Below are 25157 nucleotides of genomic sequence, written 5' to 3'. Positions count from 1 at the left end.
GTGGGTCAGGCGGACAGGCGGGAGGTGCCGACGGGGTGGAAGGACCGCTGGAAGTACACGAGCCCGCCACCCCCGTCGCGGGTGGAGACGTGGTCGACCTCGACGAACAGCACGGTGTGGGTGCCCTGGTCCCGGGCGCTGCGCACGGTGCCGACGAGCGCCGCGGCCGCGTCGCGCAGCACCGGGACGCCGTGCGTGTCGTGGTCCCAGGAGCCGGTGGCGAACCGCTCGGCGGTCGGCACCCGGGTCGCGCCGGCGAAATGCATCGCGAGGTCGGCGTGGTCGTCGCCGAGCACGTTCACACAGATCCGTCCGTTGCCGACGAGCACCGCGTGCGAGCGGCTGGAGCGGTTGACGCACACCAGCACCGTCGGCGGGGTGTCGGTGACCGAGCAGGCCGCACTCACGGTCATCCCGGCCCGCCCGAGCGGCCCGTCGGTGGTGATCACGTTGACCGCCGCGGACAGGTTCGCCATCGCGGCACGGAAATCGGATGTGGACGGCTCGGACACGATGTCCTCCGGTGTTCTCGGACGGTTCTCGACCGGTCCGACGCTACGGGCGGAACGCGTCGCCCCGATATCGAGAGTCATCCGGAACCGACTAGGGATTTCCTTCATCCGGCACCGACGGGAGGGCGAATCCGAAACGGGTGCCGCCGCCGTCGCGCGGGACGGCCCAGATCCGGCCGTGCTGGCGGGTGATGATCCGGTAGCTCAGCGCCAGCCCGATTCCGCTGCCGTGCTCCTTGGAGGAGAACGACTCCGCGAACGGGTCCCGGTCGATCCCGCGCCCGCGGTCGGCCACGGTGACCACGGCCTCGTCGCCGTCGACGGCGGTGGTCACGACCAGCTCGCGGCGCTCCGGTGGGAGCTCGGCCATCTCCTCGACCGCGTTGAAGCACAGGTTCAGCAGGACCTGCCCGGTCAGCACCCGCTCGCAGCGCGCCCGCAGCGGCCCCGGACGGCGCTCCACCCGTACCCGAACCCCGGCCGGGTCGGCCCGCAGCCCGACGAACCACAGGCAGTCGTCGAGCACGTCGTGCAGGTCGAGGACCTGTTCGGTGTGCTCCAGGTGCCCGACGAACGCCCGCACCGCCGCGACGATCGCGCTCGCCCGGCCGAGCTGACGCAGCGCGCTGCCCAGGCCGTAGCCGAGCCGGTCGGCGTCGGTGGCCGGGAGTGCGCCGCCCCGGGCCAGCTCCTCGGTGTGCCGGCGGGTGCCGTCGAGGAAGTTCCCGGCGGCGGCCAGCGGCTGTCCCAGCTCGTGCGCGATCGCCATCGCCATGTCGCCCATCGCGGTGTAGCGGGCCAGATAGTTCTCCCGGTGCGCGGCTCGCTCGCGGGCCGCCTCGGCGAGGACCCGCCCCGACACGTCGTGCAGGATCATGAGCAGCCCGGACGCGGGGCCGGTGTCGTCCTCGGGGGTCTCGGCCAGCCGCTCGAGGGTGCCCTCCAGCCACACCGGCCCGCCCGTGCTGCCGGGCACCTCCAGCTGTACGGGCACGGTCGGGTCGGCCGACCCGACCAGCTCCGCGAGCGCCGCCGGGCGGCCGTCGCGGCGCAGCCGCCCGTACCGGTCCAGGTGCCCGAGCGGGGCGCCCGGGTCCATCCCGAACAGCTCCAGCGCGGTGTCGGTGGCGAACCGGATCAGACCCGACGGGTCCAGGGTGAGCGCGATCGTGGAGGTGTGGCGGGCCAGCGCGTCGATCGAGGACGTGGTGCGCCGCAGCTGGCGTTCCACGCCCAGCTCGTGCTCGATGTCGCGGAACTGCACGAGCACCGCGGGCCCCTGCGCCAGCTCCACCCGCACCGCGACGGCGTCGGTCGGCACCACCCGCCCGGTGCGCGTGCGGTAGTGCCACTCGATGCGGTTGCTGCCCCGCTCCACGGCCTCGTGCAGCCAGGCCCGGCCCAGCACCCGGTGGTACTGCGGGGCGGTGCTGGACATGTGGTTGGCCTTGAGCGGGCGCAGCTCGGCGAGGCTCCAGCCCAGCAGCCGGCACGCCGACGGGTTGGCCCACAGGATGTTCTTCGTCGCCGCGTCGTGCAGCAGTACACACATCGTGGTCGCCCGCATCATCGCGACGAAGTCACCGGTCACGAGCTCCGGGGCCTGCGGCTCGACCTTCTGCTCGACCTCGTCCACCACCCCAGCCTAGGCGGGGGCGACCGCGGACCGCGCTGAAGGAATCCCCTAGCGCCACTGCGGAGCATCCCTATCCGGGCGGGGGCCGTTGCCGATTCCTGGCACGTCACCGGAATTCCTACTCTCGATGTCGGAAAGCGAATCGAGAAGGAGGTGCGATGGTGAGCACACAGTTCGTCGGGGCCGTTCAGGACGGGGCCGTCATCGGTTCCGGGGTGCCCGCGGCCACGCCGGCGACCGGGTCGGAGGCGGCCTTCGACGCGATGCTCGCCGAGCTCGCGGTGCGCCGCACGGAGTTCCGCGAGCAGCGTTTCGTCCCGAAGGACTTCGTCACCACGCTGAAAGCGGCAGGCATCTACCGCAGCGCCACCCCGGCCCGTTTCGGGGGAGCCCCGCAGCCGCCTGCGGAGTTCCTGGACCGCATCGAGCGGATCTCGGCCGTCGACGGCTCGACCGGCTGGGTCGCGAGCTTCGGCTCCGCGCTGGTGTACCTGGCCGCGCTGCCGCTGGAGACCCAGGCCCGGCTCTACGCCGACGGCCCGGACGTCGCGTTCGCCGGGGCACTGTTCCCGCCGCAGTCCGGTGAGCCGACCCCCACCGGCTACCGGCTCGACGGCCGCTGGCGCTTCGCCAGCGGCTGCACCGGCGCCGACGTGCTCGGCGTCGGGATGCCCGGCGACGACGACTCCGGCGGCAAGCCCCGCACCGCGGTCCTGCGCCCGGACCAGGTCGAGATCGTCCCCGAGTGGGACGTCGTCGGGATGCGCGGCACCGGGTCGTTCGACCTGGTCGTGCGCGGGGTCGAGGTGCCACGGGAGTGGACGTTCGTGCGCGGCGGCACCCCGACCGTCGACGAGCCGCTCTACCGGTACCCGACCATCGCCTACGCCGCCCAGGTGCTCGCCGTCGTCGGCGCCGGGGTCGCGCGGGCCGCGCTGGACCACGCGGTCCGGGTCGGCGGCGGCTACGCCGGGGTCACCGGTGCGCCCAAGCTGGCGGACCGGGCGTACTACCGCGACGCCGTCGCCCGCGCCGAGGCGTCGCTGCGGTCGGCACGCGCCTGGTTCCACGAGGCCACCGGGCAGGTGTGGGACACCGTGCTCGCCGGTGACCCGGCAACCGACCGGCAGAACGCCGAGCTGCGGCTCGCCTCCGCGCACCTGGCGCGGACCGCCTCCGACGTCGTCGCGGACCTCATCGAGGTCTCCGGCACGGCGCCGATCGCCACCACCCACCCGCTGCAGGACCTGGCCGGTGACGCGCTGGTGCCCAAGCAGCACGCCTTCCTCGGCCCCGCGGTGTTCGACGCCGCCGGCGCCGTCCTGATGGGGCTGCCGGCCACCACGCCCGGCTTCCGCTGACCGACACCCGTCCCGACCCGACACCCCGAGGAGACCGTCATGGCCGCCCCACCGCTGCGGGTGCTGTTCTGCATCGGCATCAACCAGAACTTCTTCGACCTGCCCACCGACGGCATCACCACCGGTGACGTCTGGGCCGCATTCGTGTCCATGATGGACGGCATCAAGGCCCTGCCCGGGGTCGACTTCATCGGCGACATCGACGACGACTCGCACATGGTCGGCCCGTCGGACGGCTGGCCGTGGACCTGCTACCTGCTGGCCGACGTCGACACCGCCGACACCGTCAAGGCCGCCTGCAACCTGTTCCGCACCACCGGGGTCGGCGACGGCGACGCGAAGCTCTGGCGCTTCGCGAAGGTCGAGGCCCGGATCGGCCGCGCCCTGACCGTCCGCGAGGACGTCGCGCTGCCCACCCGGGGGGACGCCCGATGAGCACCGACGTCACCGGTGCCGACGTCACCGGTCCCACCGCCGCCGACCTCGTCCGCGCCGACCGCGTCGCCGGGCGCCTCTACACCGACCCGGAGCTGTTCGAGCTGGAGATGACCCGCATCTTCGAACGGGCCTGGGTGTGGGTCGCCCACACCAGCGAGCTGCCCGGGCCGGGTACTTTCAAGTCCACCCACGTCGGCCGCCAGCCGGTGATCGTCACCCGGGACCGCAAGGGCGAGATCCGTACCCTGCTCAACCGCTGCCGGCACCGCGGCGCCAGCGTCTGTGAGAAGCCGCAGGGCCGCGCCAACGGCTTCACCTGCCCGTACCACGCCTGGTCCTACGGCCTGGACGGCGCATTGCGCGGCGTCCCCTACCCCGACGGCTACGAGGGCGTACTGGAGAAGCGGGACCTGTCGCTGCGCCGGCTCCGCACCGAGTCCTACGGCGGCATGGTCTTCGCGACCCTCGACCCGGACGCCGAGCCGCTGGAGACCTTCCTCGGCGACGCCCGGCTGTGGATCGACCGCTTCATGAAGCAGGGCGGCGGCTACCCGGTCAAGGTGCTGGGCAGGCACCGGTTCACCTTCCGCGGGAACTGGAAGATCCAGCTGGAGAACACCACCGACGGCTACCACTTCCCGATCGTGCACCGGTCGTGGATGGCCTCGGTCGACGCCGAGACCGCCGACATGATGTCGTTCATGACCGACCCGACGGCGGTCACCCACGACCTCGGCCACGGGCACAGCGTCATGCAGATGGTGCCCGCCCACTCCGACCTCGACGCCGACGACGGCAGCGAGCCCCTGCAGGCCCGCTTCGACGGCCTGGTCGAGGAGCTGTCGGCCACCCTGGACCCGGCTGCGGTCCGCAAGGTCGTGCGCGCGATGCACGGCACCGGGTTCAACCTGAACCTGTTCCCGAACGTGTCGCTGTCCGCGGCGTTCTTCCGGGTGCTGCGCCCGGTCGCGGTGGACGAGACCGTCATCGAGCACGTCGCCATCGGCCCGGACGGCCCGCCCGAGCTCGACGCCGTCAACCGCGCCCGGCTGCGCATCCACGAGCACTTCCAGGGCCCGTTCGGGTTCGGCACCCCCGACGACGCCGAGGGCTGGGACCGGGTGCAGCGCGGCGCGGCCGCCGCCCCCGACATGCCGATCCTGATCAACCGCGGCTCGGCCCGGGAGAAGGCCGATGCCGACGGGCACCCCACCGCGCACGTCACGGACGAGACCGGCATGCGCGCCGCCTACGGGCGCTGGAAGGAGATGATGGGTGATGACTGAGGCACCCGAGAGGGTCCCGGCGCCGGTCCCGACGACCGACCCCGCCGTGGTCCGCGCGATCGAGCTCGTCTGGCGTGAGGCCGAGCTGCTCGACCGGGCCGCCTACCTGCGGTGGGAGAGCCTCTACACCGACGACGCCACCTACGTCGTGCCGATCGACCCCGATACCGAGGACTTCGACGGCACCCTCAACATGGTCTACGACGACGCCCGGATGCGGCAGATGCGCGTCGTGCGGATGACCGAGGGCTACGCCATCGCCGCCGTCGACGCTGCCCGCACCGTGCGTACGGTGTCCCGGTTCGTGCCCGAGTCGGTCACCGGCCCGGCGGGCGGCACCGAGGTCGTCCTCCGCTCCGCGCAGGTGCTGGTCGCGTTCAAGCGCGACCGCCACGACCTGTGGGCCGCCGACCTGCGCCACCGGATCCGGCTCGCCCCCGACGGGCCCGCGGGCGACCGGATCGTGCAGAAGGTGGTCCGGCTGGTGAACAGCGAGAGCGCCGTCCCGGCCGCGGGGTTCCTGCTGTGAGCGCTGTGCACGCCGTGAGCGCGCCGGTCGCCGTTGTCACCGGCGGCGCCAACGGGCTCGGCCGGGCGGTCGTGGAACGGCTGCACGTCGACGGCCACCGGGTCGCCGTCGCCGACCTCGACGGCGACGCCGCCCGGGCGGTGGCCGGGCGGCTCGACCCGTCCGGGGCGACGGCCGTCGGCATCACCGCCGACATCGCCGCCCCGGCCGCGGCGGAGGAGCTCCTCGCCGCGGTGCTCGACGCGTTCGGCTCGGTCCAGGTGCTGGTCAACAACGCGGCGCTCACCCGCGCCACCCCGCTGCTGGAGATCACCGCGGACGAGCTCGCCGACGTCGTCGGGGTGAACGTGGGCGGCACGTTCCGGGCCTGTCAGGTGTTCGGTCGTCACCTCGCCGAGGCCGGCTACGGCCGGATCGTCAACATGGCGTCGCTGGCCGGTCAGAACGGCGGCACCGCCACCGGCGGGCACTACGCCGCGTCCAAGGGCGCGGTCCTGTCGCTGACCAAGGTGTTCGCCCGCGACCTCGCGGCCCGCGGCGTCACGGTCAACGCGGTCTCACCCGGTCCGCAGGACGGCCCGGTCGTCCGGGCGATCATCGGGGAGGACCGGCTCGCCGACTACACCGCGTCGGTCCCGGTCGGGCGGCTCGGCGACCCGGCGTTCGTCGCCCGGATGGTCGCGCTGCTCGCCGACCCTGCCGCCGCCTCGGTCACCGGCGCCTGCTGGGACGCCAACGGGGGCCTGTACCTGCGCTGAGCGCGCCCACCGAACGAGAGGACACCTGCCATGACCACGATCCCGGTCCGGGTCGCCGACGTCGTCGACGAGGCGGACGGCATCCGCAGCCTGCGCCTGGTGCGCCCGGACGGGCTGCCGTTCGGGCCGCACCGGGCGGGCGCGCACGTCGACGTCGTCGGCCCGACCGGGGTGCTGCGCCAGTACTCGCTGTGCGGCCCGCCCGACGACGCCGCGTCGCTGCTGATCGCGGTCAAGCGCGAGCGGTCCTCCCGGGGCGGGTCGGCGGCGCTGCACGAGGTCGCCCCCGGCGACGAGCTGCACATCGGCGCGCCCCGCAACCTGCTCGGCGTCGACCCCGACGCCGACCGGCACGTGCTCGTCGCCGGTGGCATCGGGGTCACCCCGCTGCTCGGCATGGCGCACGCGCTGCACCGCGCCGGCGCCGACTTCACCCTGCACTACTTCGCCCGGTCCCGGTCCGAGGCGGCCTTCGCCGACCTGCTGGAGACCGGCTTCGCCGGGCGGGTACGCCTGCACCTGGGCGTCCCGCGGACCGGGCACGCCGCCGTCCTCGGCCCGGTCGCGGCCGGGCTCGGTCCCGGCGCGGCCGTCTACACCTGCGGGCCGGAGGGCTTCATGGACGGCGTGCGCGCCGTGTTCGCCCCGGTCGTCGGCGACGACCGGGTGCATGTCGAGCGGTTCACCGCCACCGAGGTCGACACCACCGGCGACACCGCCTTCACCGTCGCGCTCGACACCGGGGAGGAGTTCGAGGTCCCCGCGGACCGGTCGATCCTCGAGGTGCTCACCGACAACGGGATCGAGGTCTTCCGGTCCTGTGAGGAGGGCGTCTGCGGCTCCTGCGTGTCCGGCGTCGTCGAGGGTGTGCCCGAGCACCGTGACAGCTGCCTGTCGGCCGCGGACCGGGCCGCGGGCGACCAGATCGCGCTGTGCGTGTCGCGCGCCCGCACCCCGCGGCTCGTCGTCGAGCTGTACTGACCCGGCGGCGTCACCCGTGCTCCCGGCGGTACACCTCGCGACCGGCGAACCAGGTCGCCAGGACCCGGGTCCCGGCGATCTCGTCGTGCGGCACGGTCAGCGGGTCGGCGTCGAGCACGGCCAGGTCGGCCGCACGGCCCGGGGTGAGCGCGCCGGTGACGTCGTCGATCCCGGCGGCCCGGGCCGCGCCGAGGGTGGCCGCGTGCAGCGCCTCGGCCGGGGTCAGCGCCTGCTCGGGCCACAGCCGGCCCGGCGCGGTGCCGGTCGGGTCGGCCCGGGTGACGAGCCCCTGCAGGCCCGGCCACGGGTCCGGCGACCCGACGACCGGCCAGTCCGAGCCGACGGCGAGCAGTACCCCCGACCGCAGCAGGTCCCGATTGGGGTGGATGCGCTGCGCCCGCCCCCGCGGTACGCAGGCGCAGATCGCGTCGACCACCGGCGAGGGGAACCACAGCGCCGGGGACAGATCCGCGACGACACCCAGCGCGGCGAGCCTTCCCAGGTCGGCGTCGGCGACGTACTGCCCGTGCGCCAGGTGGAAGCGAGTGCCGGTGTGCCCGGCGGCCCGCACCGCGGCGACGGCGTCGAGGAACACCCGGACCGACCGGTCGCCGGTGCAGTGCACCTTGGCCCCGATCCCCATCGCCGCCAAGCCCAGCAGGTGCCCGGTGAGCTCCTCGGTGGTCATCGCCGTGTGCCCGCGCCAGTCGTCACCGTGGGCGTCGTCGGGCAGGTAGGGGTCGAGGAACGCCGCGGTCCGCGAGGGCGGGATGCCGTCGAGAAAGACCTTCACGAACGTCGGCCGGTGCCGCCGCCCGGCCAGCGGCAGCGCCCGCTCGACCAGCTCGGCGCCGACCGGTGCGGACCCGAACACCGGGTCGAGCACCGGCATCGAGGTGACCGCCCAGGCGTCGAGCCGGTCCTCGGCGTCGAGCCGGTGCAGCGCCTGCAGCAGCGGCAGCGACGACGCCGCGTCCTGGAACCCGGTGACGCCGTGGGAGTGCAGGATCCCCACCGCGTGCCGGACCGCCTCGGCGTCGTCCACCCCGTCGCCGTCGGCGGCGCAGACCCGCTCGACGGCGACCGCGGCGGCCTCGACGAGCACCCCCGCCGGGCTACGGCCGTCGGCGTCGCGCAGGATCCGCCCGCCCGCCGGGTCGGGGGTGTCCGCGGAGATCCCGGCCCGGTCGAGCGCCGCGGAGCTGACCCAGCGGTTGTGGCAGCTGTCGTCGCGCAGCAGCACCGGCCGGTGTCCCGCGGCGGTGTCGAGGCGGGCCAGCACCCCCGGCGCGGCGAGTGCGTCGAGCAGCCCGCAGTCCCAGCCACCGCCGACCAGCCAGGCGCCCTCCGGGAGTCCGGCCGCGCGCCGGGCGACGGCGTCGAGCAGGGCGTCGACCCCGGCGTCACCGGGCAGGCGCAGCTCGGCGAGCTCCGCCCGGCCGGCGACGAGCACGTGGTTGTGCACGTCGACCAGGCCGGGCACGAGCGTCGCGTCGCCGTGCTCGACCCGGTGGGCCCCGGCCGGGACGGCGTCGAGCAGCTCCTCGCCGCCGACGGCGACGATCATTTCCCCGGCCGTCGCCAGCACGGTGGCGGGCGCACCGTCCGGGGTGTGCACGCGGGCGGCGCGGTGGACGGTGTCGACCCGCGCTGCGTCGATCGGGGCCGGGGCGGTTCGCGGTGTGTCGGTCACGGTCGGGTTCCTCCGGGGGAGCGGGTCGGGTCAGTGCAGGGCGGGGTCGTCGCGCGCGGGCTCGGGCGCGGCGGGGGCGGGGCGGGCGCGACCGAGCAGGACACCGCCGCCGAACACCCCCGCGACGAGCACCAGCAGCACCGTGGCCAGCGCAGCGGACCCGCCGATCAGGGTGGTGAAGTTGACCAGCACCAGGGCGAGGATCCCGGCGATGCCGACCAGCCCCAGCGCGGGCGCCAGCCGGGTGTTCCAGGCGCGGGTGTCGGCCCGGGTGCGGGCGAAGAAGACGATCACTGCGACGGCGGTGAGCAGCATCAGGAGCAGCACCGACACCGTGGCGAGCCCGGACATCCAGGGGAACAGGGTGGTCACCGGGTCGCCGCCGGCGAGGGCGAAGACCGCGAGCACCGCGACCGCGGACACGGTCTGGACCAGCGACCCGACGTGCGGCGAGCCGTGGCGCGGGTGGGTGCGCGAGAGCGCGGTGGGCAGCACCCCACGCCGGCCGAGAGAGAACAGGTAGCGGGCGACGGCGTTGTGGAAGGCGAGCAGCGCGGCGAACAGACTGGTCAGCAGGAGGACCGGCAGCACGTCGGCGAACCACGGTCCGACGTAGGTCGCGGCCGCGGTGAAGACCAGCCCGGTCGGGTCGGCCTGCGCGGCGGCCTCGACCCGGCTCGGCCCGAACGCGACGACGACCGCCCAGCTGGCCACGGTGTAGAACGCGCCGATGAACAGCACCGCCACGTAGGTCGCGATCGGCACCGTGCGGCGCGGCTCGCGGGCCTCCTCGGCGTAGATGGCGGTCGCCTCGAACCCGACGAAGGACGCGACCGCGAACATGACCGCGATCCCGGGCGCCCCGGCCAGGAACGTCGAGGGGGCGAACGAGGTGGCCGACCAGCCCTCCGGGCCGCCGGTCACCAGGATCCCGGCGACCAGCGCCGCGACCACCGCGACCTCGACGACCAGCAGCGTGCCCAGCACCTTCGCGCCGACGTCGATGCTCCGGTAGCCGAGCAGCGCCACGACGGCGACGAGCAGCGCGGCGAGCAGCCACCACGGCAGCTCCGGGCCGCCGAACTGCACGACGATCCCGCGCAGCGTCACCGCAGCCAGACCGTAGACGGCCGCCTGGATCGCGGTGTAGGCGAGCAGCGCGAGGCCGCCCGCACCGAGCCCGAGCCGGGCGCCGAGCCCGTGGCTGACGTAGGCGTAGAACGCCCCGGCGTCGACGACGAAGTGGCTCATCGCCGCGTAGCCGACGCTGAACAGCAGCAGCACCACCGCGACGAGCGCGTAGGCCAGCGGTACACCGGGCCCGTTGGACCCGGCGAGCATCACCGGCAGCGCACCACCGACCGTGGTCAGCGGGGCCGCGGCGGCGACCACCAGGAACACGATCCCGGCGACGCCGATCGAGCCGCGCAGCGCGTGCCCCGGTTCCGCCGGGGTGGCGCCCCGGTCAGCCACGGCGCACCCCGCGACGGGACGCGCTGCGGGGACGCGGTCTGGTGGGGGACGGGCGCGGTGTCATCGGGTTCTCCTCGCTCAGGGGTGCGAGAAGGCTGGTCCGCGGCACCGGACCCGACAAGGTCCCCGGCCGCCGCCCCGACGGCCGCGCCACCACCCGTCGGGCGCCGTCCACCGGCCCGGTACCACCGCGCCGACCTGCGGATCCGCCGTTCCGGTTGGCCGGTTCGGGGCCCGCTCACGGGCCCGGCGGCCCGGCGTACCCGTGCGCCGACGGTCAACCCGCACCGCGCCCAGGGGCAAGCGCCCCGTCCCGCCCGCGCCCACCGACCCCGGGAGACCCCGATGCCGCAACACACCGCCGTCCTGCCCGCCCCGCCCGCGTCCCGGGACCTGGGCGCCTGGTCCCGCACGGTGGGCGACCACTTCCCGGCACTGCGCCTGACCACGCACGGCCCCGCGGACCGGTTCACCGGGCACGGCGTCGTTCGCCGCTCCGGTCCGCTGGTGCTCGGCGATCTCGCGGCCGGCACCGCGCACACGGTCCGGCGCATCCCCGGCGGGGAGCGACTCGGGCTGTGCAAGGTGTCCTACCAGCTCGCCGGGCGCTCGATGGTCACCCAGGGCGGGCACCGGACGGTGCTGCGGCCCGGCGACATGGTCGTCTACGACGTCGACCTGCCCTACGCCGTCGACAACGAGGCCGGCTTCCGCAGCCTGGTGCTGATGCTGCCGCGCACCGATCTCGGCCTCGACGACCGCCCCGGTGAGGGCAGCGGCACCCGGCTGTCCGACCGCGACGGTCTCGGCCTGCTGGTCGGCCCGATGCTGTGCCGGCTCGCCGAGACCGAGGAACTGCTCACCGGCGCCCGTGCGCCGCGGGTCCGGCGGGTGCTCACCGACCTGCTGGCCGCCGCGGTCGCCGAACGACGCCGCGACGCCCACCCCGCCGGCCCGCTGGCCCCGGTGCTGGCCTGGCTCGACGAGCACCTCGCCGACGACGACCTCTCGCCCGGCCGGGTCGCCGCGGAGCACTACATGTCGACCCGACGGCTGCAGGAGCTCTTCCGCGCGGAGGGCACCTCGGTGTCGTGCTGGGTGCGGGGCAGGCGGCTGCAGCGCTGCCTGGCCGACCTGCGCGACCCGCTGCTGGCCGGCGAGCCGGTGGCGACGACCGGACGCCGCTGGGGGTTCGCCGACCCCGCGCACTTCTCCCGCAGCTTCCGCGCCCGCTACGGAGTGACACCGGGGCGGGTGCGGTCCTCGGACCCGGCAGTGGCGCCCGATCGGTCATGCACGACCGAATACCCCGTTCCGCGGTCGACGCCGGGTCCGGCGGTCCGGTAGGAGATCAGGAGCCGATCCCGGTCGGCTGACGACACCCATCGGACACCGGACAGGCAGGATCGCGCGGGCCGCGCTCCACCTGGTCTCGGACGCGAGCGCGATGGTCACGTCCGCGATCTTCGCGATCGCCGGCGGCACGAGCGCACCGGCGGGTCAGTTCCCGCCCGCGCCACCGCCAGGACGGCCCGGCGTCGCCTCTACGGTGGCCTGCGGCAGCAGGACCTGCTGGCCGTCGTCGAGGCCGGACCGCACCTCGGTGAACTGGTCGCCCACCAGGCCGGGGACGAACTGCCGGGTCACCGCGGCGCCGTCGTCGCCGGGCACGTCGACGACCGAGCGGCCGCCCTCCTGCCGGACGGCGGTGTTCGGCACCCGCAGCACCCCGTTGCGGGCCTCGGTACGCACGTCGGCCTGCGCGGTCTGGCCGTCGCGCAGCTGCGGGTCGGTGCGGTTCAGCACGACGGTCGCGTAGTAGCTCACGACGCCCGACAGCTGCGTCGCGGTCGGCGCGACGGCGACCACGGTCGCCGGCAGGCTCACCCCGGGCAGCGCGTCGACGGTGACGTCGACGGTCTGGTTCGGCGCTACCCGGGCGGCGTCGCTCTCCTCGAACGGGACGACCAGCTGGTAGGTCTGCAGGTCGTTGAGGGTGAGGAACGGCGCCCCGCCCGCTGCGGACGCGCCGCCACCGGTGGCCCCCGCGCCGCCCGAGGCCGCCGACGCCGACCCGACGGCCTGCGGGATCCGGGCGTCGGTGCCGGGGGCGAGCGCGGTCGCGGCGCTGGCGGCGGGCACGACGTCACCGACCGCGCCGTTGATCGCGGACACGGTGCCGGCGACCGGGGCGCGCAGCAGGGTGTCGTCGAGCGCGCGCTGGGCGTCGGCGAGGGTGTTGCGGGCGTCGGCGACCACGGCGTCCTGCACCGCGACGTCGGCCGGTGCGTCGTTGTTCGCCCCGGTGAGCTGGGAGCGGGCGTCGGACACCGCGCTCTCGGCGTTCGCGATCGAGACCCGGCCGGAGGCGGCGCCGGTGTCCCGGGTGCCCTCGGCCTGCGCCAGCGCCGTCTGCGAGGTGATGACCTGGCCCTTCGCCGTCGTCACGGCCTGCTCGTCGGTGGCGACGGCGGTGCAGGCCGGGTCGGTCGTCGCCGCGCCGAGGCCGGACCCGCCCGAGGTGCCGGACCCGCCGGACAGACCGCCGAGCAGCCCGCCGCCGGACGGGTCGGCGGTGGGCTCCGGGGTCGCGGACGCGGTGCTGCCCCCGGAGCGCTTGCAGGCCCGCCGGTCGGTCTCCAGCTTCTCCTGGGCCGCGGCGAGCTGCTTGCGGTCGAAGGCGAGCTGGACCCTCGCCCGCTCGACGGCGGTGTCGTTCGCCGCGTTCTGCGCCCCGACCTGGTCGCGGGTCGCGGCCAGTACCGACTCGGCCGAGGCCAGCGACGCCTGCGCGGCCTCGACGGTGTTCGCGCCGGTCAGCTTGCCCAGCGACGCCTGCTGCTGGTCCAGCCCCGCCTGCGCGGCGGCGACCTGGGACAGGGCCTCGGCGTCGTCGAGCCGGGCGAGCGGCTGCCCGGCGGCCACGGTCTCGCCGACCTCCACGAGCAGCTCGGTGACCCGGCCGCCGTCGGTGAACCCGAGGTTCTGCTGGGTGATCGACACCAGCGACCCCGACGCCGACACCCCGGTGGAGACCACACCCCGGTCGACGACGGCCGTCGGCGGCGGCTGGTCCCCTCCGGTGCAGGCCGTGAGGCCGACGAGTCCGGCGAGCAGCAGGCTGCCCGCGAGCCGCAGTCGGGTCATGAAGTGCTCCTCGGTGCTGTCGCGGGCGCTGTCACTGGTGCCGCAGGGCGTCGATGGGCCGCATCCGCGCGGCCCGGTTGGCGGGGAAACCGCCCGCGAGCAGACCGATCAGCAGGCTCACCCCGAAGGCGAGCACCACCGATCCGGCCGACACCGTCGGGGCGGGGAAGTCGGGTACGAGGCGGGGAAGGACGATCCCGGCCAGCACGGACACACCGACGCCGACCAGGATCCCGATGACCCCGCCGATGCCGGTGAGGACCATCGCCTCGATGAGGAACTGCTGCAGGATCGCGCGGCGGCGCGCGCCGATGGCCTTGCGGATGCCGATCTCGCGGGTCCGCTCGGTCACCGTGACCAGCATGATGTTGGCGACGCCGATGCTCCCGACCAGCAGCGAGATGCCCGCGACCGCCGCGACGAAGATCGTCACGAAGCTCAGGACCTGCGAGGACTGGTCGAGCAGGCTCTGCAGCGCGGTGACGGTGTAGTCGCGGTCCTGCGGGTCGTCGATGCGGTGCCGGTCGTCGAGGACCGTCGTGACCTGCTCGACCGCCTGCGGCACCGCGTCGGTGGACACCGCGCGCACGGTGATCTGGTCGACGACGTCGCCGCCACCGGTCAGGTAGGCGCGTGCGGCGCCCAGCGGCATGACGGCGACGTCGTCCTGCTGGCCGTTGGCGGCGAGCACGCCGATCACCCGGAACGAGGTGCGCCCGATCCGCATCTCCGAGCCCAGCGCGTCGCCGGCGCGCCCGCCGAACAGCGTGGCCACCGGGTTGGGGCCGAGCACGACGACCTTCGCCCGGGTCGTGGCCTGGCGGTCGTCGAAGAACGACCCGACGACGAGCTCCCGGTTGGTGATGTCGAGGTAGTCGGCGTCGGCGCCGGTCACGCCGCTGCGGACGCTCCCGCCACCGGCCAGCTGCAGCTGCGCCGAGCCGGTCACCGTCGGGCTGACCGAGGCGACCGCGGGCGCGGAGGCCCGGTCCCGCAGGGCGCGGACGTCGGCGTCGGTGAGGTCGCGCGGCGTGCCGCTGCCGCTGATGCCACCGCGGTCCGGGGTGATCTGGATCTGGTTGGCGAGCGGGCCGAACGCGTCGGCGACGAAGCGCTGCAGGCCGTTGCCGAACGCGACCAGCACGATCACCGCGGCGACCCCGATGATGATCCCGAGCATCGTCAGCAGCGACCGCAGCGGCCCGGCCCGCAGGCCCCGTACCGCGATCCGCGCGGACTCCCAGATCGTCATCGGCGCTCGTCACCCACGATCCGGCCGTCGCGCAGGGTCACCACGCGCTTGGCGAACTCCGCGACCTCGGGCTCGTGGGTGATCAGCACGACGGTGCGGCCGCTCTCGTTCAGCTCCACGAACAGGTTCATGACGTCGGTGGTCGAGGCGGTGTCGAGGTTCCCCGTCGGCTCGTCGGCCAGGATCATCGAGGGGTCGGTGACCAGGGCACGGGCCACCGCGACGCGCTGCTGCTGGCCGCCGGAGAGCTCGTTGGGCCGGTGGTCGCCGCGGTCGCCGAGCCCGACCCGTTCCAGCGCGCGCCGCGCCCGGCCCCGGCGGTCGCGCCCGCCGGCGTAGACCAGCGGAAGCTCCACGTTGGCCAGCGCCGAGGTGCGCGGCAGCAGGTTGAACGACTGGAAGACGAAACCGATCTTCTGCAGCCGGACGTCGGCGAGCCGGTTGTCCGACATCCGGCCGACGTCGATGCCGTCGAGCCGGTAGGCGCCGGAGCTCGGCACGTCGAGGCAGCCGAGGATGTTCATCATCGTGGACTTGCCCGAGCCGGAGGGGCCCATGATCGCGACGAGGTCGCCGTCGTCGACGTGCAGGTCCACGGCGTCGAGTGCGCGCAGCTCGAGGGCTCCGGTCCGGTAGACCTTGGAGACCCCCTCCAGCTCGATCACGATTCCGGAGATTACGCACGGGGCGGTTCCGGGAAATCGTCGGGTCGCCGTCGGGAATGGTGCGCAGAAATGTGGCGTCACCCGATCGGGTGGATGGTTGCGCAGGGCCGTCACCTGCGGGTCGTCGATCAGTTGATGCGGAATCATCCCCATTCGGCGGCCGAGAGCGGGGAGGCGTCCCCGAAACGGCGTCGCGAATTCGTGACCAGCTCGTGACCGGTCCCGCCGCGGCTGCGGCCGGGCCCGTCCGGCTACGGTGCCGTGGACCGACGCAGGGAGGCCGCATGGGCGAGCGACGACACCTGCTGGAGGGGCTGGCCGGCCCGACCGTCGCGCTGGAGGCGGTGAACCGGGCGACCCACGAGTTCACCGGCAGGCAGGCCCGGCGGGCGGGGCTGCACCCGACCGACCTGTGGGCGTTGCGGCTGCTCGACGTGCACGGCTCGCTCGGGCCGACCGAGCTGGCCCGGCGGCTGGACCTGCGGCCGGCCTCGACCACCGCGCTGATCGACCGGCTCGAGGCGGCCGGCCACCTCGAGCGGGTCCCCGACCCGCACGACCGCCGCCGGGTCACCGTGCGCTCGCGGGAGGAGTCCTTCAGCGCGCGGCTCGCGCAGTCGGAGCCGGCCGTCCGGGCCCTCGACGACGTCGCCCGCCGCCTCTCCGCCGACGAGGGCGAGGTCGTCGAGCGCTACCTGCGCGCGGTCGTCGCCACGCTCGACGAGCTCGGCGCCGGGTAGTCCGGGAGCCGGAACGCGTCGACCGCGCCGGTCGGGGTGGCCCCGAGCAGCCCGGTCACCCGCTTCCCGACCGGGCTCGCGACGGCCCGGAACGCGGTGCGCAGCGTCCGGATCCCGGCCCGGGTCCGCGGGTTGGCCAGCGTCAGCGGCGGCAGCTTCTGCGCCTGCTCGGTCGCGGGCCTCAGCAGCTCCTCGTAGCGGTGCAGCGCACCCGCGGTGTCGCCGGGGCGGGAGGCCAGCTCCCCGGCCAGTACGTAGGCACCGATCAGGGCCAGGCTCGTGCCCCCGCCGCCCAGCGGCGACGGGCAGTACGCGGCGTCGCCGAGCAGTACCACCCGTCCCGAGCTCCAGCGCGGGGCCGTGACCTGCCCGACGGCGTCGAAGTACATCGGGGCGCCGTCCGGCCCGTCGCCGAGCTCGCGCAGGATCCGCGGGGCGACCCAGCCCGCGTCGGCGAAGGTCCGCCGCAGGACGGTGCGGACGTCGGCGTCGCCGAGGGTCTCCAGGCCGCGCACCCCGGACAGGAAGGTCAGCATGGCGCGGGTGGTGCCCAGGTTGTCCGGGCGCAGGTGTACCCCGCGCGAGCCGGTCTCGTGGAACCAGTTCCACCAGGCGTCGTCGTCGGCGGTGCGGGGGATCGTCAGGTAGGCGCCGTACAGGCCGGTCTCGCGGACGGTGACGTCGTCGAACACCAGGTCGCGGGTGCGCGACCGCAGCCCCTCGGCGACCACGACGAGGTCGGCGGTGACCGTGGTGCCGTCGTCGAGGGCGACCCGGGCCGGGCCGTCGCCGGCGCTCCGGTCCTCGACGCCGGTGATCCGGGTGCCGAACCGGAACGCCGTGGACCCCGGCGCGGCCCCGATCAGCACCCGGGCCAGCTCGCCGCGCAGGATCTCCAGCTCGGCGGTCGGACCGTCGGTCGACCCGGTCGGGTCCATCGGGATCTCGGCGACCGGGCGCCCGTCGTCGCCGATCACGCGGAAGCCGACCTCGCGGGTGCCGGCGGCCCGCACGGCGTCCTCCAGGTCCATCCGGCGCAGGACCTCACGGGCGGTGCCACGGACGTCGATGTTGTGCCCCTCGTCGCGCTGCCGCGGCGCGCGCTCCAGGACGGTCGTCCGCCAGCCGTACGCGGCCAGGCGCAGGGCGAGCGCGGAGCCGGCGATGCCGGCGCCGGAGATGAGGGCGTGCCGGGAGGAGGCCATGGTAGTTAGATGACCGAACTATCCGGTCGGCTAAACCTGCGCGACGATCTCGTCGGCCACCCAGCGGGCGGCACCCTGCGGGAACGGGGCGGGCAGCCCCAGGACCACGTGCCCGAAGCCCGCGCCGACGGCGGCGGACACCCGCTCGCGGGCGTCCGCCGGGTCGTCGTAGGAGACGCCCAGGTGGATCGACCGGGTGATCTCCGCCGGGTCCCGGTCGATGTCGGCGCACAGCTCGTCGAGCAGCGCGCTGCGGGCGACGGCGTCGTCGAGGTCGCCGCCGGGGATGTTCCAGACGTCGGCGTGCCGGGCCGCGATCCGCAGCGTCGCCCTGGCCCGTCCGCCGATCACGATCGGCGGGTGGGCCTGCACCGGCTTCGGGCTGCCGAACGCGCCGGTGAGCCGCACCTGCTCGCCGTCGACGTCGAACGGCTCGGTCTCGGTCCACAGCCGCCGGATCACCGTGCAGGCCTCGTCGAGCGCGGTGACGGCGTCGGCGGTGGCGGCGAAGGGCAGGCCGTGCGCCTCGTACTCGCGGCGGGCGAGCGGGTGGTCCGGGCGGGACCCGACGCCGATGCCCAGGTCGAGCCGTCCGCCGGAGACGACGTCGACCGTCGTCGCGATCTTGGCCAGCACCGCGGGCGGGCGGAACCGGTTGCTGGTGACCAGCAGGCCCAGACGCAGCCGCCGGGTCCGTGCGGCGAGCGCGGACAGGGTGGTCCAGCCGTCGAGGGCCGGCCCCAGCGGGTCGCCACCGATCGGCATGAGGTGGTCGAACAGCCAGGCGTGCTCGATGCCGGGCAGCTCGTCGGCCTCCAGCCAGACGCGCAGCAGGTCGTCGTAGGTGGTCTGCATCTGGGCGGTCATGATGCCGATGGACGCTCGGGACACGGGAACTCCTGTGCGGGGCGAGTACGGACGATGAAACGGAACAATGTTCCGGGTACGATACGGAACAGTGTTCCGGGCAGCAAGGGAGCGTGCGGTGGGAGTGCAGCGGGAACCGGTCCGGTCCGACGCCCGGCGCAGTCGTGCGGCTCTGCTCGAGGCCGCCGCGGCCGAGTTCGTGACCGCGGGCGTCGACGCGCCGGTCCGGGCGATCGCCGCCCGCGCGGGGGTCGGCGTGGGGACGGTCTACCGGCACTTCCCGACCCGGCCGGACCTGGTCGTCGCCGTCTACCGGCACCAGGTCGAGGGGTGTGCGGCGGCCGCACGGACCTGCCTGGACGCCGGTCCGACGCCGTTCGACGCCCTCGTGGCCTGGGTCGGGGAGTTCGTCGACCTGCTCGTCACCAAGCACGGGCTGGTCGCGATGCTCGTCCACGACGACGGCCGTTCCGCCGCGCTGCACGAACTGTTCCTGGAGCGGCTCCTGCCGGCGGGGGAGGAGATCGTCCGGGCGGCGCGGGAGGCCGGGCAGCTGCCGTCCGACGTCACCGCCTACGAGGTGCTGCGGGGGATCGGCAATCTCTGCTTCGGCGCCGAGGCCGACTCCGCCTACGACGCCCGCCGCGCCGTCGGCTTCTTCCTCGCGGGCCTCCGGGTTGCGTAACCGGAACAGCGTTCCTATATTTCCGGAGGAGGCTCCGCTTCGAGCTCTCCACTCCGTCTCCCGAAGGAGCGCACCATCGTGGACTCCACGATCTCCCTCACCGTCGACGGCCGTCGCCACGAGCTGACGGTCGACACCCGGACCACCGTCCTCGACGCGCTGCGTGACCGGCTCGGCGTGACCAGCGCCAAGAAGGGTTGCGACCACGGCCAGTGCGGTGCGTGCACCGTCCTGCTGGCCGCACCCGGCGAACAGGGGCCGGGCCGCCGCGTGCTGTCCTGCCTCTCGCTCGCCGTCGCCCACGACGACGCCGCGGTCACCACCGCCGACGGCCTCGGCACCGGCGCGGACCTGCACCCGCTCGCCGAGGCCTTCGTCGCGCACGACGCCTACCAGTGCGGCTACTGCACCCCCGGCCAGATCTGCTCGGCCGTCGGGATGCTGGACGAGGCCCGCGCCGGGCACCCCAGCGCGGTCACCGCCGACCTGTCCGGCGACGGGCCGGCCGTGCTGGACCGCGCCGAGATCGCCGAGCGCCTGTCCGGGAACCTGTGCCGCTGCGCCGCCTACTCCGGAATCGTCGACGCCGTCGGTGCCGTGGGCACCGGGACGGGGGCGTCGCGGTGAAGCCGTTCGCCTACACCCGTCCCGGCGACGCCGCGGCTGCGGTCGCCGTCGTCTCCGCCGACCCGTCCGCCGCCTACCTGGCCGGCGGGACCAACCTCGTCGACCACCTCAAGCTGGGCCTGGTCGAGCCGGGCACGCTCGTCGACGTCACCGGCCTGCTGCCCACCGGGATCACCCCGACCGCCGACGGCGGCCTGTCCATCGGCGCGGGCGCCCGCAACACCGACGTCGCCGTGGACCCGCGGGTCCGGCGCCACTACCCGGCACTGTCCGCGGCGCTGCTCGCCGGGGCCTCGGGGCAGCTGCGCAACATGGCGACGACCGGCGGGAACCTGCTGCAGCGCACCCGCTGCTCCTACTTCGCCGACCTCACCGCGCCCTGCACCAAGCGTGACCCCGGGCAGGGTTGCTCCGCACAGCACGGCTGGGCCCGCCATCACGCGATCCTCGGCGCACCCGAGGGCGGCTGCATCGCGACCCACCCGTCGGACATGGCGGTCGCGCTGGCCGCGTTCGACGCCCGGGTGCACGTCCTCGGCCCGGACGGGGAGCGCACCGTCGCCGCCACCGAGCTGCACCGGCTGCCCGGCGACGACCCGGGCCGCGACACCGTGCTGGAGCACGGGGAGCTGATCACCTCGGTCGAGCTGCCCGCGCTGCCGGTCGCCGCGCACTCCACCTACCGCAAGGTCCGCGACCGCGCCTCGTACGCGTTCGCGCTGGTGTCGGTCGCCGCGGCCCTCGACGTCGCCGACGACGGCACCGTCCGCGACGTGCGGATCGCCCTCGGCGGGGTCGCGCACCGGCCGTGGCGGGCGCGCCGCGCCGAGCAGGCGCTGCTCGGCGGGCCCGCCACCGACGAGGCGTTCCGCGCCGCCGCGGCGGCCGAGACCGCCGACGCCCGCACTGTCGAGACCGAGGTCGGCGGCAACGCGTTCAAGATCCCGCTGGTGGCCGGCACGGTCACCGCCACCCTGCGCGGCCTCGCCGCGTACCGGACGGAGGCGTCATGACCGGCACCGTCACACCGGGAGCGGCGGGCACCGCGCTCACCCGGATCGAGGGGCCGGCCAAGGTCACCGGCAACGCCGTCTACGCCTACGAGCAGGACGCCGTCGCACCGCTGCACCTGTGCGGTGTCGGCGCCACGGTCGCCCGCGGGCGGGTCCGCGCGGTCGACACCGCCGCCGCCGAGGCGGTGGCCGGGGTCGTCGCGGTGCTCGCCCCGGACACCGCGCCCCGGATCGACGGCAGCGCCACCCCCGAACAGACGGTCCTGCAGTCCGGCGAGGTGCACCACCGCGGCCAGTACGTGGCCGCGGTGCTCGCCGAGACCGCCGAGGCGGCCCGGGAGGCGGCCGACCTCGTCGTCGTCGGCTACGACGCCGAGCCCGCCACCACCGCGTTCGACCCGGGGTCGGCCGAGGCCTACACCCCCGAGGTCGTCGTCGCGTTCCCGCCGGACACGCGCACCGGCGACCCGGAGACGGCGTTCGACGAGGCTCCCGTGCAGGTCGACGCCACCTACACGACGCCGATCGAGTACCACCACCCGATGGAGCCGCACAGCACCGTCGCCCGCTGGGACGGCGACCACCTCACGCTGTTCGAGGCCTCCCAGGCGGTGTGGTCGGCCCGGCGCGAGCTCGCGCAGATGTTCGGGATCGGCGACGACGACGTCACCGTCGTCTCACCGCACGTCGGCGGCGGGTTCGGCACCAAGGGCACGCTGCACGGCGGATCGGTGCTGGCCGTACTGGCGGCCAGGGCGGTCCCCGGCCGGTCGGTGAAGCTGGCGCTGACCCGCCGCGAGATGACCGACCTGACCGGCTACCGCCCGGCGACCGTGCAGCGTCTCCGGCTCGGCGCCGGGACCGACGGGCGGCTGCACTCGCTCGGCCACGACGTCGTCGAGGCCGGGGCGCGGATGGCCGAGTTCGGCGAGCCGACCGCAGTGATCAGCAGGCACCTGTACGCGTCGCCGCACCGGCGGACCTCGCACCGGGTCGTGCCGCTGGACCTGTCCACGCCGACGTACATGCGCGCACCCGGCGAGGCGCCCGGCAGTTTCGGCGCGGAGTCCGCGCTGGACGAGCTCGCCGTCGCGCTCGGGATCGACCCGGTCGAGCTGCGGATCCGCAACGAGCCCGACGTCGACCCGGACACCGGCAGGCCGTTCTCCAGTCGCAACCTCGTGGCCTGCCTGCGGCGCGGCGCCGAGCGGTTCGGCTGGGCCGACCGGGACCCGCGCCCGCGCACCCGGCTCGTCGACGGCTGGTGGTACGGCACCGGCGTCGCCGCCGCGTTCTTCCCGACCTTCGCGATGCCCGGGTCCGCCGCCGCGATCCGGTACGCCGACGGCGGTGCCGGTGCGCCGGGCCGCTACCGGGTGGACATCGCCGCGGCCGACATCGGGCAGGGCGCCCGCACGGTGCTCACCCAGATCGCGGCCGAGGCGCTCGGGGTGCCGCCCGCGCAGGTCGACCTGAACCTCGGCGACACCGGGCTGCCGCATGCGACCATTGCCGGCGGCTCCGCGGGCACCGCGTCCTGGGCGACGGCGATCGTCGAGGCCGCCGACCGGTTCCGCGACAAGTGGGGCACCGACCCCGAGGACGCAGCGGAGGCCGACGGCGTCGCCGGGCACAACCCGGCGATGGCCGAGTACGCGATGGGTGCGCACGGGGCGCACTTCGTCGAGGTCGCGGTGCACGCCGACACCGGCGAGATCCGGGTGCCGCGGATGCTGGGGGTGTTCGCCGCGGGCCGCATCCTCAACCCGCTGACCGCGCGCTCGCAGTTCCTCGGCGGGATGGTGTGGGGGCTGTCGATGGCGCTGCACGAGGAGGGCGTCGTCGACCCGGCCCGCGGGCACGTCGTCAACCACGACCTCGCCGGCTACCACGTGGCGGCGAACGCCGACGTCGGCGACATCGAGGCCGAGTGGGTCGACGAGGACGACCCGCACGTCAACCCGGTGGGCGCCAAGGGGATCGGGGAGATCGGGATCGTCGGGGTGGCCGCGGCCGTCGCGAACGCCGCCCACCACGCCACCGGCGTGCGGGTCCGGTCGCTGCCGATCACCCTGGAGCACTTCCTGGGAGCCTGAGCGCGAGCGCCAGGACCCGCTCGGCCCGCTCGGCGAGCCGCTGCGGGTCCTGGGCCGCCGTCGCCGCCCGGAGGGCTCGCGCGTCGAGGCCGTCGGGCACACCGAGGGTGTACCAGCGCTCCAGCAGGTCCACGGTCATCTCGGGGTGGAACTGCACGCCCACGCTGCGACCGGCCACGAACGCCTCGTGCCCGGCCACGCTGGTGGCGAGCAGCTCCGACCCGGGTGGTGCGACGAGCTGCTCGGCGTTCCAGCAGAACCACGGCCCGGCCGGGAGGCGGCCGCCGGCCGGGTCGACCGGGTGCCATCCGACCCGGGCGGCCGGCAGCGTCGTCCGGGAGCCCCCGAGTGCTTCGGCGAGGAGCTGGGCGCCGAAGCAGATCGCCAGCACCGGCACACCGGCGTCGTGCGTCCGGCGCAGGAACGCGACCTCACGGGCCGCCCACCCCGCGATCCGCTCCCTCGGCCACGGCGCGCCGAGGGTGACCACCAGGCCGGCCCCCGTCGGGACGGGGAGCCCGGCGTCGACGTCCGGGGCGTCGTACCGGTCCGCGGGCACCACCGTCGTCCACTCCGGACGGATCCCGCGTCGTTCCAGGGCCGGTCCCAGCGCCCCGAGGCCGGCGACGTGGTCGTGGCCGATCACGATGGCGCGCACCGGCACATCGTGCCACCGCCCGGGTTTGTGCCGCGCGGTCGTGGGTAGTCCTCCGGCGGCCCGCGCCCGTGTGCGCACGGCGCCACCCCGGACTCCACCGCGTTCCCCGCGGCCGTCGGGTGGCCAGGGCTCCTCCGCGGTCGAACAGCCGGCCCCGCTTCCCGTATCACCTGCACGACCGACGGAGCCGTCGTTGATCCCGCACCACCCGAACTCCCCGGCCTCACCGTTCACCGAGGGGCTGCGCCACCGCATGCGACTGGCGTGGCGGGCCGGGGCCGCAGCCGGCGCGGCCTGGTACCTCGCCACCCTCGTCCCCGGTGTGCTCGGCCAGTACCCCTACTACGCACCGCTCGGTGCCCTGCTCGTCTGCTACCCGACCGTCTTCGACTCGCTGCGCCAGAGCCTGCACGCCGTGCTCGCCACCGGGCTCGGTGTCGGCCTCGGCGCCGCCGCCCTGCACCTGGGCGGCGCGCGGTGGTGGGCGGTGGCCGCGGCCGTGCTGGCCGGGATCGCGGCTGGTGCCGCCCCCGTGCTGGCCACCGCCCGGGACCTGATCCCGACCGCGGCGTTGTTCACCATCCTCATCGGCGCCACCGACCCGTCCGGGTTCATGGCCGGCTACCTGGGGCAGACCCTGCTGGGGGTGCTCGTGGGGGTCGCGGTCACCCTGGTCCTGCCGCCCCCGCCGCAGAACGCCCGCGCGCACCGCGTGGTGGCGCGGCTGCGTGACGGCATCGCCGACCACCTGCAGGAGATGGCCGAGGTCCTGGCCGAGCAGTGGCCGCCGGAGCGCGAGGAGTGGACACGTCACCGCCACCACTTCGAGCCCCTGATCGATGCGACCCGGGAGGCGGTCCGTTCCGCCGACGCCGGTCGGCGGGCCAACCTGCGGGCACGTGCCTACCGGGCCCGCGGCCAGCAGCTCTACGAGGCCGCACAGACCCTGGAACAGCTCGCGGTGCTCGTCCGCGACATCAGCACGGTCCTGGCCCAGACGGCGTGGGCCGAGCGCACCGTGCTCGTCCTCGACCCCGAGCTGCGCACCCCGGTCGCGGAGGCGATGGGCGACCTGGCCACCGCGATCCGGTCGGCGGAGCTCGCGCACCTGACCCGCGGCCCCGCACCCGCCGGGCTCGAGGGGCACCGCCGCCACCTGGCCGCCGCCCGGGACGCGCTGGACCGGGTCACCGACCGGCTCGACTCCCAGCGCGCGGGCTGGGAGGACAGTCTCGCCGCGTCGGGGATCGTGCTGCACCTGCGGCGTTGCCTGGACCACCTGCACGCCGGACCGGCCGACCGCAGCCCGGATCTGCATCCGGCGGAGCGGTGACGTGTGGGCGGCCGCCGACGGGGTACGTCAGGACCATGTCGGCGCTCGTACCCGGGGCGTACGCCGGCCCAGGTCCTGTCGGTTGAGATCCTGCAGCCGGCGGGGCCGCCCCGGACACCACCCCGATCACCGCGTACGCACGACGAGCGCCCGACGCCGGTCCTCCTGGACCGACGACCCGTCGGAGGGGCGTCGTCGGAGT

The 25157-nt window shown here is 75.0% G+C and carries 23 protein-coding genes; 13 read left to right on the top strand and 10 right to left on the bottom strand.

Annotation, left to right across the window (positions count from 1 at the left end; translation table 11 throughout):
* Positions 1–5 precede the first annotated feature (5 nt).
* A complete protein-coding gene (locus ATL51_RS09840) occupies positions 6–476 on the bottom strand; it encodes a flavin reductase (protein WP_301548973.1) in 471 nt (156 codons plus the stop codon).
* Positions 477–603: 127 nt separating this feature from the next.
* On the bottom strand, positions 604–2148 hold the full coding sequence (locus ATL51_RS09835; protein ID WP_301548972.1) for a PAS domain-containing sensor histidine kinase: 1545 nt from the start codon (positions 2146–2148) through the stop codon (positions 604–606).
* A gap of 158 nt (positions 2149–2306) precedes the next feature.
* Between ATL51_RS09835 and ATL51_RS09830 the strand changes: the two genes are divergently transcribed.
* The 6 genes from ATL51_RS09830 to ATL51_RS09805 are packed head-to-tail and all read left to right on the top strand — an operon-like array spanning position 2307 to position 7501.
* A complete protein-coding gene (locus tag ATL51_RS09830; RefSeq protein WP_100878427.1) occupies positions 2307–3509 on the top strand; it encodes an acyl-CoA dehydrogenase family protein in 1203 nt (400 codons plus the stop codon).
* A gap of 39 nt (positions 3510–3548) precedes the next feature.
* Complete coding sequence (locus ATL51_RS09825; RefSeq protein WP_100878426.1) at positions 3549–3944, top strand: hypothetical protein; 396 nt, start codon at positions 3549–3551, stop codon at positions 3942–3944.
* The gene (locus tag ATL51_RS09820) at positions 3941–5233 is read left to right on the top strand and encodes an aromatic ring-hydroxylating oxygenase subunit alpha (protein WP_100878425.1); all 1293 of its coding nucleotides are present in this window, start codon (positions 3941–3943) and stop codon (positions 5231–5233) included. The genes ATL51_RS09825 and ATL51_RS09820 overlap by 4 nt, the downstream gene beginning before the upstream one ends.
* A complete protein-coding gene (locus tag ATL51_RS09815) occupies positions 5226–5762 on the top strand; it encodes an aromatic-ring-hydroxylating dioxygenase subunit beta (RefSeq protein ID WP_100878424.1) in 537 nt (178 codons plus the stop codon). Before ATL51_RS09820 ends, ATL51_RS09815 begins: the two co-directional genes overlap by 8 nt.
* Positions 5759–6520 (top strand): SDR family NAD(P)-dependent oxidoreductase, encoded by a 762-nt coding sequence (locus tag ATL51_RS09810; RefSeq protein ID WP_322789670.1) that lies wholly within the window; start codon positions 5759–5761, stop codon positions 6518–6520. The genes ATL51_RS09815 and ATL51_RS09810 overlap by 4 nt, the downstream gene beginning before the upstream one ends.
* A gap of 30 nt (positions 6521–6550) precedes the next feature.
* The gene (locus tag ATL51_RS09805; RefSeq protein WP_100878423.1) at positions 6551–7501 is read left to right on the top strand and encodes a PDR/VanB family oxidoreductase; all 951 of its coding nucleotides are present in this window, start codon (positions 6551–6553) and stop codon (positions 7499–7501) included.
* Between the two features lie 10 nt (positions 7502–7511).
* Here the strand turns inward: ATL51_RS09805 and ATL51_RS09800 are convergent, their stop codons facing one another.
* Positions 7512–9194, bottom strand: coding sequence for an amidohydrolase (locus tag ATL51_RS09800; RefSeq protein ID WP_301548971.1), 1683 nt, complete (start codon positions 9192–9194; stop codon positions 7512–7514).
* 30 nt (positions 9195–9224) lie between these two features.
* A complete protein-coding gene (locus tag ATL51_RS09795) occupies positions 9225–10667 on the bottom strand; it encodes an APC family permease (RefSeq protein ID WP_208622962.1) in 1443 nt (480 codons plus the stop codon).
* Positions 10668–11012: 345 nt separating this feature from the next.
* On the opposite strand from ATL51_RS09795, the gene ATL51_RS09790 reads away from it, so the two are divergent.
* Complete coding sequence (locus ATL51_RS09790) at positions 11013–12014, top strand: AraC-like ligand-binding domain-containing protein (RefSeq protein WP_100878422.1); 1002 nt, start codon at positions 11013–11015, stop codon at positions 12012–12014.
* A gap of 153 nt (positions 12015–12167) precedes the next feature.
* Here ATL51_RS09790 and ATL51_RS09780 read toward each other — a convergent pair whose 3' ends face one another.
* The 3 genes from ATL51_RS09780 to ATL51_RS09770 are packed head-to-tail and all read right to left on the bottom strand — an operon-like array spanning position 12168 to position 15731.
* Positions 12168–13814 carry an HlyD family efflux transporter periplasmic adaptor subunit gene (locus tag ATL51_RS09780; protein WP_100878421.1) on the bottom strand — a complete coding sequence of 549 codons (1647 nt, stop codon included), beginning with the start codon at positions 13812–13814 and terminating at the stop codon, positions 12168–12170.
* 31 nt (positions 13815–13845) lie between these two features.
* On the bottom strand, positions 13846–15066 hold the full coding sequence (locus ATL51_RS09775; RefSeq protein ID WP_100878420.1) for an ABC transporter permease: 1221 nt from the start codon (positions 15064–15066) through the stop codon (positions 13846–13848).
* Entirely contained in the window at positions 15063–15731 is a 669-nt protein-coding gene (locus ATL51_RS09770; RefSeq protein ID WP_073577370.1) for an ABC transporter ATP-binding protein, read from the bottom strand. The genes ATL51_RS09775 and ATL51_RS09770 overlap by 4 nt, the downstream gene beginning before the upstream one ends.
* 284 nt (positions 15732–16015) lie before the next feature.
* Here ATL51_RS09770 and ATL51_RS09765 point away from each other — a divergent pair, with 284 nt between their 5' ends.
* Positions 16016–16471, top strand: coding sequence for a MarR family winged helix-turn-helix transcriptional regulator (locus ATL51_RS09765; protein WP_157818296.1), 456 nt, complete (start codon positions 16016–16018; stop codon positions 16469–16471).
* On the opposite strand, the gene ATL51_RS09760 is transcribed toward ATL51_RS09765, so the two are convergent.
* Together ATL51_RS09760 and ATL51_RS09755 are read right to left on the bottom strand one after the other, a co-directional pair.
* Entirely contained in the window at positions 16423–17676 is a 1254-nt protein-coding gene (locus tag ATL51_RS09760; protein WP_100878419.1) for an FAD-dependent monooxygenase, read from the bottom strand. The genes ATL51_RS09765 and ATL51_RS09760 overlap by 49 nt on opposite strands.
* 30 nt (positions 17677–17706) lie before the next feature.
* Positions 17707–18531 (bottom strand): LLM class flavin-dependent oxidoreductase, encoded by an 825-nt coding sequence (locus ATL51_RS09755; protein WP_237453547.1) that lies wholly within the window; start codon positions 18529–18531, stop codon positions 17707–17709.
* Positions 18532–18661: 130 nt separating this feature from the next.
* Here ATL51_RS09755 and ATL51_RS09750 point away from each other — a divergent pair, with 130 nt between their 5' ends.
* From ATL51_RS09750 to ATL51_RS09735, 4 genes are all read left to right on the top strand, one after another.
* A complete protein-coding gene (locus ATL51_RS09750) occupies positions 18662–19228 on the top strand; it encodes a TetR/AcrR family transcriptional regulator (protein ID WP_073577373.1) in 567 nt (188 codons plus the stop codon).
* 78 nt (positions 19229–19306) lie between these two features.
* Positions 19307–19855 (top strand): 2Fe-2S iron-sulfur cluster-binding protein, encoded by a 549-nt coding sequence (locus ATL51_RS09745; protein ID WP_062396781.1) that lies wholly within the window; start codon positions 19307–19309, stop codon positions 19853–19855.
* Positions 19852–20868 carry an FAD binding domain-containing protein gene (locus ATL51_RS09740; RefSeq protein ID WP_100878417.1) on the top strand — a complete coding sequence of 339 codons (1017 nt, stop codon included), beginning with the start codon at positions 19852–19854 and terminating at the stop codon, positions 20866–20868. Before ATL51_RS09745 ends, ATL51_RS09740 begins: the two co-directional genes overlap by 4 nt.
* Positions 20865–22964: a xanthine dehydrogenase family protein molybdopterin-binding subunit gene (locus ATL51_RS09735; protein WP_100878416.1), complete on the top strand. Its 2100-nt coding sequence runs from the start codon at positions 20865–20867 to the stop codon at positions 22962–22964. The genes ATL51_RS09740 and ATL51_RS09735 overlap by 4 nt, the downstream gene beginning before the upstream one ends.
* Here the strand turns inward: ATL51_RS09735 and ATL51_RS09730 are convergent.
* Positions 22936–23622: a type 1 glutamine amidotransferase gene (locus ATL51_RS09730; protein ID WP_157818295.1), complete on the bottom strand. Its 687-nt coding sequence runs from the start codon at positions 23620–23622 to the stop codon at positions 22936–22938. The two genes, ATL51_RS09735 and ATL51_RS09730, sit on opposite strands and share 29 nt — an antisense overlap.
* Before the next feature lie 193 nt (positions 23623–23815).
* Here ATL51_RS09730 and ATL51_RS09725 point away from each other — a divergent pair, with 193 nt between their 5' ends.
* Entirely contained in the window at positions 23816–24955 is a 1140-nt protein-coding gene (locus ATL51_RS09725; protein ID WP_100878414.1) for an FUSC family protein, read from the top strand.
* Positions 24956–25157: the final 202 nt, after the last annotated feature.

This window comes from Pseudonocardia alni (assembly GCF_002813375.1).
Taxonomy (GTDB): Bacteria; Actinomycetota; Actinomycetes; order Mycobacteriales; family Pseudonocardiaceae; genus Pseudonocardia; species Pseudonocardia alni.
This window is presented reverse-complemented; position numbering and strand designations above follow the sequence as displayed.

What these genes read in the sequence shown, in the direction of transcription:
- ATL51_RS09735 (WP_100878416.1), top strand. Translation starts at nt 20,865, where the DNA reads ATGACCGGCACCGTCACACCGGGAGCGGCGGGCACCGCGCTCACCCGG.
- ATL51_RS09775 (WP_100878420.1), bottom strand. Translation starts at nt 15,066, where the DNA reads ATGACGATCTGGGAGTCCGCGCGGATCGCGGTACGGGGCCTGCGGGCC.
- ATL51_RS09790 (WP_100878422.1), top strand. Translation starts at nt 11,013, where the DNA reads ATGCCGCAACACACCGCCGTCCTGCCCGCCCCGCCCGCGTCCCGGGAC.
- ATL51_RS09830 (WP_100878427.1), top strand. Translation starts at nt 2,307, where the DNA reads ATGGTGAGCACACAGTTCGTCGGGGCCGTTCAGGACGGGGCCGTCATC.
- ATL51_RS09840 (WP_301548973.1), bottom strand. Translation starts at nt 476, where the DNA reads ATGGCGAACCTGTCCGCGGCGGTCAACGTGATCACCACCGACGGGCCG.
- ATL51_RS09780 (WP_100878421.1), bottom strand. Translation starts at nt 13,814, where the DNA reads ATGACCCGACTGCGGCTCGCGGGCAGCCTGCTGCTCGCCGGACTCGTC.
- ATL51_RS09760 (WP_100878419.1), bottom strand. Translation starts at nt 17,676, where the DNA reads ATGGCCTCCTCCCGGCACGCCCTCATCTCCGGCGCCGGCATCGCCGGC.
- ATL51_RS09825 (WP_100878426.1), top strand. Translation starts at nt 3,549, where the DNA reads ATGGCCGCCCCACCGCTGCGGGTGCTGTTCTGCATCGGCATCAACCAG.
- ATL51_RS09815 (WP_100878424.1), top strand. Translation starts at nt 5,226, where the DNA reads ATGACTGAGGCACCCGAGAGGGTCCCGGCGCCGGTCCCGACGACCGAC.
- ATL51_RS09765 (WP_157818296.1), top strand. Translation starts at nt 16,016, where the DNA reads ATGGGCGAGCGACGACACCTGCTGGAGGGGCTGGCCGGCCCGACCGTC.
- ATL51_RS09820 (WP_100878425.1), top strand. Translation starts at nt 3,941, where the DNA reads ATGAGCACCGACGTCACCGGTGCCGACGTCACCGGTCCCACCGCCGCC.
- ATL51_RS09805 (WP_100878423.1), top strand. Translation starts at nt 6,551, where the DNA reads ATGACCACGATCCCGGTCCGGGTCGCCGACGTCGTCGACGAGGCGGAC.
- ATL51_RS09755 (WP_237453547.1), bottom strand. Translation starts at nt 18,531, where the DNA reads ATGCAGACCACCTACGACGACCTGCTGCGCGTCTGGCTGGAGGCCGAC.